This is a genomic window from Nocardioides dubius, from assembly GCF_039528155.1.
In the GTDB taxonomy this organism is placed as follows: Bacteria; Actinomycetota; Actinomycetes; order Propionibacteriales; family Nocardioidaceae; genus Nocardioides; species Nocardioides dubius.
Map to the genome: position 1 here is coordinate 157,271 of NZ_BAAALG010000007.1, position 3,963 is coordinate 161,233.

General features: G+C 71.4%; 1 protein-coding gene. It reads left to right on the top strand.

What is annotated here, in order from left to right; all coding sequences use genetic code 11:
* The first annotated feature begins 42 nt into the window (after positions 1–42).
* Positions 43–3,927, top strand: coding sequence for an HtaA domain-containing protein (locus ABD151_RS09490; RefSeq protein ID WP_343993652.1), 3,885 nt, complete (start codon positions 43–45; stop codon positions 3,925–3,927).
* The last annotated feature ends 36 nt before the right edge of the window (positions 3,928–3,963 follow it).

The window sequence follows — 3,963 nt, forward strand, 5'->3', positions numbered from 1 at the left end:
AGGCCACTCACCCTGTCTCGGACAAACCGCTGGGAGAACCCGATGGGTCACCATCCTCAACCTCAGGCCGTCGCGCGCGGCCGCTCGCTGGGCGCCGTGATCGTCGCCGTCATGGCGCTGCTCGGCTCGGCGCTGTTGCACGTCGCAGCCCCGACCACCGCTGCCGCCGCCACGACCCCGATCAGCGAGGGCACCTTCACCTGGGGCATCAAGGAGTCCTGGCGCTCCTACATCGGCGACGGCTCCGTCGCCGGAGGCGGCGCCACGGTGACCGAGACGATCGGCACCCCGAGCAACCCCTACCCCCGCTCCTTCGAGTTCCCGATCACCTCGGGCAGCTTCGACGACGAGACCAACACCGCCCGGCTGACGCTGGGCGGCTGGGTGCACTTCCGCAAGTTCCCCAACTTCAACGGCGACGGCAAGTGGGCGCTGGACACCAAGTACTCCGAGCTGACCGTCGAGATCAGCCCGACCAGCCAGGTGATCCGAGGAAACCACACCGGCTACTCGCGCGAGGATCCCGGCGGCGAGCTGCACGAGGACGTCGACGTCGTCCTGGCCCGCTTCGACATCACCGGCGCCGAGACCGACTTCAGCGACGGTCGCAGCCGGTGGAACGAGATCCCGACGGTGGCCGGGCCCGGGCTCAACATCTACAGCGCGAGCCTGCCGATCGACCCGGCGAGCATCGACTACGCAGGCCCGGGCGGGTTGCCCGACCTGGCCGAGAAGTGGGACACCCCCGGCACCCCGACCCTGGCCCAGGGCGCGACCTGGATCTCCACCGATGCCACCAACTCCGTCACCCGCACCAACCGCCAGCTCTACGTGCCCGAGACCGGTCCGGTGGTCCACACCGTGGAGATGACCGGCGGCGGCACCGCGGCCGGCACCCTGACCCTCACCGCTCGCGACGCCGTCACCCTGGCACCGGTCGGCACGCCGCACGTGGTCACCAACTATCCGGTGGCCAACCGTGGCCAGTACGCCAAGACCGCCTTCGACGCCGCGAGTGGCACCGTCTTCTTCGTCACCGGCATGGACGGCTCCCCCGCCGTGGAGACCACCGTCCGCGCGGCCCGGTGGGACGCCGAGTCGCAGAGCTACCAGGCCAGCGTGGTCGGTCGGCTGCGCGACGCCGTCAGCGCGACCACGCAGGTACCCGTCGAGGCGATGGTCTGGAACCCGGTCAAGGACGAGCTGGCCGCGATCACCACCAAGAGCGCCGCGGTCGACGTCTACACCAACGCCGAGATCACCCGCTTCCGCCTCGACGGCGGCCAGTGGAGCGCGACCCGCAGCGATCTGAGCGCTCCCGCCACCGGCGAGTTCGCCGGGGCGAGTGCGGGGAACACGCTCTTCGCCAACCACGCCAGCTCCGCCGTCAACGACCAGAAGCCCCTCGCGGTCGCCGCCGACGGCAGCTACCTGCACGCCTCCGGGAGCTCCTACCTGACGGTGGCCGGGGCCCGGCGCTACCTGCCGGCCACACACATCGACTTCACCCCGGCCGGCGCGGCCACCGTGCAGTACATCGACGGCACCCGCCCCGGAACGGTCAGCGGCACCTACTACGGCTTCAACTCGATCGTCGCCGATGCGCAGGGCCGGTTGGTGCTGCACAACTCCAGCACCACCATCGACAGCTACGTCCGCGTCTCCGTCCTCGACGGCGTCGCCACCGCCGGCACGATCCGGCAGGGCCCGGTGGACGTCTTCCCGCCGCTCGGTGCCAGCAACTTCGCCACCTCGATGATCGCCGATGCCGAGCACGACCTGGAATGGGTCATCGACATCACCGATCCCGACGGCACCCGGATCTTCGGTCTGCGCGACGACGAGATCCTCAGCCGGCACACCTTCAAGGACTTCGCCCCGAACTACATCACCTACCCGGTGCTCGGGCTCGGCGACAACGGCGCCGTGTACGTCCCGGTGATCGACGCCGCGACGAACCGGGCCGGCTACCAGCGCTTGGAGCTCCTCGGCGAGCTCGCCGACCTCGAGGAGCAGCCGGAGTCGGTCGCCGTCACCCTCGGGGTGGGCGTCGCGTCCAAGCCGGTCACCTTCACCTCGACGGTCACCGGCGGCTCCCCTGCCCCGCAACGCCAGTGGCAGATCAAGCGCCGCGGGGAGTCCAGCTTCCAGGACCTCGACGGCGAGCACGGCGAGACGCTGAGCGTGCAGGCCGTGCCCGACCTCGGCGGCAGCCAGTACCGCGCCGTCTACGCGAGCACGGCGGGCAGGATCGTCTCCGACGTCGCCGACCTGTCCGTCGACCATGCCCCTGCGCTCATCCGGGACGCGACCGACCAGAGCGTGACAGAGGGTGAGGACGCCACCGTGCTGATCGATGCGTCCGGTGCCCCGGAGCCGACGATCACCTGGCAACGCCGGGTCGGCGGCTACTGGCAGAGCATCGACCCCGAGGACGACAACTTCACCCTCAACGGCGCGAGTCTGACGGTGCGCGCCACGAACCTCGAGCAGAGCGGCTCCCGGTTCCGGGCGAAGGTCGCCAACGCGGTGGCCACCATCTACTCGCGCACCTCGACGCTCAGCGTCAGGCCCGCGGTCACCCCGCCCGAGGAGACCCTCTCCCTGAGCGGAGTGGCGTTGGAGTGGACCGGCTCGGCCGAGCTGCAGAAGGCGCCTCCGGTCGGCGGCTCGAACTACTTCTCGGCCGGCACCTCGGCCGGCGACGAGGCCAGCTACCGGGCCAGCCAGGGCGACGTCCGGGTGCTGCAGGTCGCCGGCGACGGCAGCCGGACGCCGGCCACCTGGGCGACCCGAGCCGCTCACGTCGCCAGCGGCACCACGCAGCTGATCCGGCTCGACGGCGGCGAGGCGACCGTCGAGCCGGATGGCTCGGCGACCGTCTCCTGGGACGGCGCCTGGAGCGTGAACTTCTACGGCGGCATGGTGCCCTTCACCCTGACCGACCCCGAGCTGATCGTCTCCGCCGACGGCACCGGCAGCCTGCGCGCGGATCTCAGCGGCTATGCCTCCAACCAGGCCAACCCCAACGACCGCACCCCGCTGGACCCGGTCGCCGACGTCACCGTGGCCACCTTCAAGCAGGTCGAGATCGACACCACCGGCGCTATCCAGATCGAGCCCGACTACGCCGGTGTCGAGCTCGAGGTGCCCAGTGGCAGCACCCCGCAGAACCGCAGCAACGTCGGCTGGGGTGCGTGGCCGCAGCCGTTCGTCGACTTCCACTTCGCCAGTGGGCTGAGCAGCTACTGGTACTCCTCGGGCGGCGCGGCCGACGGCCTCAAGGCGCCCAGCGCGTTCACTGTCGACTTCACCGACGCCGTCGAGACGCCCGAGCCTGGGTCCGAGCGCGTCTCGACCACCACGCTCAGCCTGGATCGCAGCCGCTACGCCTACGGGCAGAGCTCGACCGCGACGATCCGGGTCAGCGCGGCCGGAGCAACCCCCACCGGGCGGGTCACGGTCCGGGTCGGCAGCCTCACCAGGTCGGCGACCCTCCAGGACGGAGCGGCGCGTGTGGTCCTGCCGCCCCGGGTCGCTCCGGGCGCCAGCACCGTCGTCGTCACCTATCCCGGAGCCGACGGCCTCACGGGGTCCAGCGCCCGCACCGGCATCCGGGTGCTGCGGGCCAGCCCCACGGTCAGGGCGACGCTCAAGCGCGCGTCGGTGAAGGCGGGCCAACGTGCCCGGCTGAAGGTGCGGGTCGCGCTACCGGGCGACGCCGCCCTGCCCGTCACCGGCCAGGTGGTGGTGCGCGAGCGGGGGCGGATCATTGCGGTCGGCAGGCTCCGCGCGAGCCACCGCGGAGTGCTCACCGTGCGGCTGCCGCGACTCGCTCGCGGGACCCACTACCTGCGCGCGAGCATCGGCGCCACCGAGCTGAACCTGGCGCGCTCCAGCAAGTACCAGCGGCTCGTCGTCCGGTAGCACCGTGAGCGCTCGCGAACGGGCATGAGCCGATGA